The 4,383-nt window shown below is 67.5% G+C and carries 4 protein-coding genes and 1 pseudogene; 3 read left to right on the plus strand and 2 right to left on the minus strand.

Features of this window, described 5'->3' with window-relative positions:
* Together Q0U08_RS18030 and Q0U08_RS18035 are read right to left on the minus strand one after the other, a co-directional pair.
* Positions 1-465 (minus strand): annotated as a pseudogene (locus tag Q0U08_RS18030) (ATP-dependent DNA helicase); the annotation flags it as partial.
* Between the two features lie 55 nt (positions 466-520).
* Entirely contained in the window at positions 521-1,090 is a 570-nt protein-coding gene (locus Q0U08_RS18035) for a Uma2 family endonuclease (protein WP_298093048.1), read from the minus strand.
* A gap of 56 nt (positions 1,091-1,146) precedes the next feature.
* On the opposite strand from Q0U08_RS18035, the gene Q0U08_RS18040 reads away from it, so the two are divergent.
* From Q0U08_RS18040 to Q0U08_RS18050, 3 genes are all read left to right on the plus strand, one after another.
* Positions 1,147-2,745 (plus strand): lysine--tRNA ligase, encoded by a 1,599-nt coding sequence (locus Q0U08_RS18040; RefSeq protein WP_298093050.1) that lies wholly within the window; start codon positions 1,147-1,149, stop codon positions 2,743-2,745.
* Between the two features lie 7 nt (positions 2,746-2,752).
* A complete protein-coding gene (gene nhaA / locus Q0U08_RS18045; RefSeq protein WP_298093052.1) occupies positions 2,753-3,949 on the plus strand; it encodes a Na+/H+ antiporter NhaA in 1,197 nt (398 codons plus the stop codon).
* Positions 3,946-4,383, plus strand: a 438-nt coding sequence (locus tag Q0U08_RS18050) for an MFS transporter (protein ID WP_298093053.1), incomplete at its 3' end; no start/stop codon positions are given. The genes nhaA and Q0U08_RS18050, both read left to right, overlap by 4 nt.

Raw genomic sequence — 4,383 nt, forward strand, 5'->3', positions numbered from 1 at the left:
GAACAGCCAGCGTTCGTTGACGCGCGGCTTGGCCAGGCGGGGGGCGATAAGGGGCGCCCAGGGCCAGCGCAGGCGGGTCAGGCTTTGCGCGGCGGTCCAGGCACCCTCGCGCTCCGGCCAGTCGCCATCCGGCACGGCGAGCAGCGTTTCGGCGGCGTCGCGAAGGAAGGCGGCAACCGCATCTTCCTGTACCGGCATGGCAAGGCCGATGGCGCGCGCCAGTCCCTTGGGCGTCGGCACGGCGAACCGCGCGGGGTAAAGGAAGGCGTAGAGTTCGAGCAGGTCGAGCCCCGACAGATCGGCATAGCCCAGCCGCTGCCCGGTCAGCGCGGCATTGAGCAGGATGACCGGGGTTTCCGATGCGATGCCGATCGCCTCACCCCGCGACACCGCGCGCGTCCCCTCCGCTGTGGCGATCCAGATGCCGCTATGGCTGGCGTGGAGAGCGGGATGGGGAAAGGACATCGCGTCCGATATCGGCGCGACGGAACGGATTGGCAACAAGGGCGATCAGGGGGGATTACAAGATGCCGGTGCCGTCGATGGTGAAATTCAGGGTCGTGCTGGCGAGTGGCCCGTCGAGGGGCAGCACATCATGCCGCTCGTAACCATCCGCCACGGGCGAGCAGAAGCGGTGCAGGGTGCCGGCGGGAAGATCGAGAACCCAATATTCCGGAATGCCTGCCGCGCCGTACAGACGCTGCTTGGCGTCCAGATCGTAGCGCACCGTGGAGTCGGCGACCTCCGCGATCAAGGCGACGCTATCGACCGGGACATAGCCTTCGCCGCGTGGCGCCCTGGTCAGGACCATATCGGGTTCGGGCGCACTATATGGCGGGATCGCAACGGTAACCTCGCTGAGCGCGGTCAGCGGCGATCCAGCCGCTTCGAGCACACGGCGCAGGCGATAGGTCAATTCGTTCTTGGCGAAGGCATGGCGTCTGGCTTGCGGGCTCATCGCAACGATCGTTCCCTCGATCAACTGGGCATGATGATGATCGACGAGGGCGCCGGCGTGGTGCAGCACCTCGAAGTCCGAAACCGTCAACCGAACCGGTTGCGGCACCGCAAAACCGCGCGACATCTCCATGGCGATGCTCTTAGCATTTGCGCGTCGCGCGCCAAAGCGCCAGATGCGGAGCCGTCATGACCGATACCGATCTCCGCTCCGTCGCCCTGGAATCCAAGGCCTGGCCTTATGAAGAGGCGCGCAAGCTGCTCAAGCGTTATCCGGACGGCAAGCCGAACGGCGCGCCCGTGCTGTTCGAAACCGGATATGGTCCATCGGGCCTGCCGCATATCGGCACGTTCAACGAGGTGTTGCGCACCACCATGGTCCGCAACGCCTTCCACACGCTGTCCGATCAACCGACGCGGCTGATCGCGTTTTCGGACGACATGGACGGCCTGCGCAAGGTGCCCGACAATGTGCCCAACCAGGCGATGCTGGCCGAGTATCTGGGCAAGCCGCTGACTCAGGTGCCCGATCCCTTCGAGAAGTTCGACAGCTTTGCCGCGCACAATAATGCGATGCTGCGCGCCTTTCTCGACCGCTTCGGCTTCGACTATGAGTTCGCGTCCTCGACCGACTATTACACGTCCGGCCGGTTCGACGAGGCGCTGCGGCTGGTGCTGCGCCACTTCGGGGGCATCCAGGACGTGATGCTGCCGACGCTCAGGGCCGAGCGGCGGGCGACCTATTCGCCGGTGCTGCCGATCAGTCCGACGACCGGCGTGGTGTTGCAGGTGCCCGTCGAGGTGGTCGATGCCGACGCCGGGATCATCGCCTTCACCGATTCGAATGGGGCGCGGATCGAGCAGTCGGCGCTGGGTGGCCTGTCCAAGCTACAATGGAAGGTAGACTGGGCGATGCGCTGGGTCGCGCTGGGCGTCGATTACGAGATGGCGGGCAAGGATCTGATCGATTCGGTCACCCAGTCGTCCAAGATCGCGCGCGTGCTGGGCGGGCGCCCGCCTGAAGGCTTCAACTACGAGATGTTCCTGGACGAACATGGCGAGAAGATCTCCAAGTCCAAGGGCAACGGACTGAGCCTGGACCAGTGGCTGACCTATGGCCCCGAGGAAAGCCTGGCCTTTTTCGCCTATCGCGAGCCGAAAAAGGCCAAGCAGTTGCACATGGGCGTGATCCCGCGCGCGGTGGACGAATATTGGCAGTTCCGCGGTAATTATGCCGGGCAGGACGCCAAGCAGCGGCTGGGCAACCCCGTCCACCACATCCATGACGGCAAGGTGCCCGAGGAGGCGCTGCCGGTGACGTTCGGCCTGCTGCTGAACCTCGCCAGCCTGCCCGGGGTGGGCGATCGCGAGACGATGTGGGCGTTCCTCCACCGTTACGACCCGACATTGTCGCCCGAGACCCATCCTGCGCTCGATCGCCTGGTCGGTTATGCCGTGGCCTATGGCTGCGATTTCGTGGCGCCGACCCTCAGCCGGCGTGCGCCGACCGCCAAGGAGGCCGAGGCGCTGCGCGAGCTGGACGAGGTTCTGGCCAAGGACGACGGCACGGGCCGCGACGACGAGGATCCGGCCGCGGTGTTGCAGAACCATGTCTATGAGATCGGCAAGGCGCATTACGGCAAGGAAGCCCTGCGCGACTGGTTCAAGGTACTCTACGAAACGTTGCTCGGGGCCGAGCAGGGGCCGCGCATGGGGAGCTTCTTTGCGTTGTATGGCGTGGACAATTCGCGGCGATTGATCGCGGAGGCGCTGGCGCGGGCGGCGTGAGCGGGCGATGACGCGCCCGCGCACGCTGCGCCCGGTCCGCCGGCCGCTGTCGGCCGCGCGCGCGTTCCTGGCCGGCGAGGCGGCGGGCGGGGTGGTGCTGATCGCGGCGACGGTGGCGGCGATGCTGATCGCCAACCTGTCGCTGACGTCAGGGCCCTATGCGGGGCTGCTGCACGGGCACCTCGGCCCGTTGACCGTGCATCGCTGGATCGATGACGGGTTGATGGCGCTGTTCTTCCTGCTCGTCGGGCTGGAGATCAAGCGCGACTTTGTTGACGGGCAATTGTCGCACCCCAGGCGACGGACGCTGCCCTTCATCGTGGCGGCGGCGGGAATGGTGGTGCCCGCGCTGGTCTATCTGGCCATCGCCGGGCATGTGCCGGGATTGGCGCGGGGCTGGGCGATCCCGGCGGCGACCGATATCGCCTTTGCGGTCGGCGTGCTGGCGCTGCTCGGCCCGCGGGTGCCGCCGGCGCTGAAGATCTTCCTGACCGCCGTCGCCATCGTCGACGATATGGGGGCGGTGGCGATCATCGCGCTGGCCTATACCGAGGCGATCGACCTGGGCGCGCTGGCGGGTGCGGCGGGGGTGCTGGCGCTGATGCTGGCGTGCAACCGGCGCGGGGTACGATGGCTGGCGCCGTATCTCGCGGGCTTCGTGCTGCTCTGGTGGCTGCTGCTGCTGTCCGGCGTGCATGCGACGATCGCGGGGGTGGCGACGGCGATGCTGGTGCCGATCACGCGGTCGCCGGGGGCACCGGACGATGCGGGATCGCCGCTCCACCGGCTGGAGCATGCGCTGGGGCCATGGGTGGCGTTCGGCATCGTGCCGTTGTTCGCGCTCGCCAATGCCGGCATTCCTCTGCACGGGCTGTCGCTGGCGACGCTTGGCGAACCCCTGGTGGTCGCGGTGGGCGCCGGGCTGTTCCTGGGCAAGCAGGCGGGGGTGTTCGGCAGCATCTGGATCGCCGATCGCATGGGGATCGCCAAACGGCCCGGCGGGGCGAGCTGGACGCAGATCTATGGCCTGTCGCTGCTGGCGGGGATCGGCTTCACCATGAGCCTGTTTATCGGCGGGCTGGCCTTTCCGGACGATCCGCTGCGGGTGGATGCGGTCAAGCTGGGGGTGCTGGCGGGATCGCTGCTGTCCGCGCTCGGCGGCTTTGTCGTCCTGCGCACGGCGCATCGCCGGGTCGGGATGTGACCGGGCTTCCCCGTCCGATTGTCCTTGGTACGCCGGCCTTTCGCCGGTTGACGCTGGCGATGTTGTTCGCCGGTTTCTCCACCTTTTCCTTGCTTTATGCCGCGCAACCGCTGCTGCCGCTGTTTTCGGCGGCGTATGGGGTGAATGCGGAAGGGGCGAGCCTTGCCGTGTCGATGGCCACGGGGCCGCTGGCGATCGGCATTCTGGTGGCGGGGCTGGTGTCGGACCGGATGGGGCGGCGGCCGTTGATGGTGGCGGCGATGCTGTCGGCCGGTGCGCTGACGCTGGCGGCGGCGTTCGCGCCGGGATGGGGGGCGCTGCTGGTGCTGCGCTTTCTGACCGGGCTGGCGCTGGCGGGCGTGCCGGCGGTGGCGATGGCCTATGTCGCGGAGGAGGTGGACGCCGCCTCGGTCGGGTCGGCGATGGGGTTGTAT

Origin of the sequence: uncultured Sphingomonas sp. (assembly GCF_946477935.1) — a bacterium.
Classification (GTDB): Bacteria; Pseudomonadota; Alphaproteobacteria; order Sphingomonadales; family Sphingomonadaceae; genus Sphingomonas.

Bases quoted from the DNA above. Each gene is read 5' to 3' on its own strand.
- Q0U08_RS18035 (WP_298093048.1), bottom strand. From the start codon at position 1,090: ATGGAGATGTCGCGCGGTTTTGCGGTGCCGCAACCGGTTCGGTTGACG.
- Q0U08_RS18040 (WP_298093050.1), top strand. From the start codon at position 1,147: ATGACCGATACCGATCTCCGCTCCGTCGCCCTGGAATCCAAGGCCTGG.
- nhaA (WP_298093052.1), top strand. From the start codon at position 2,753: ATGACGCGCCCGCGCACGCTGCGCCCGGTCCGCCGGCCGCTGTCGGCC.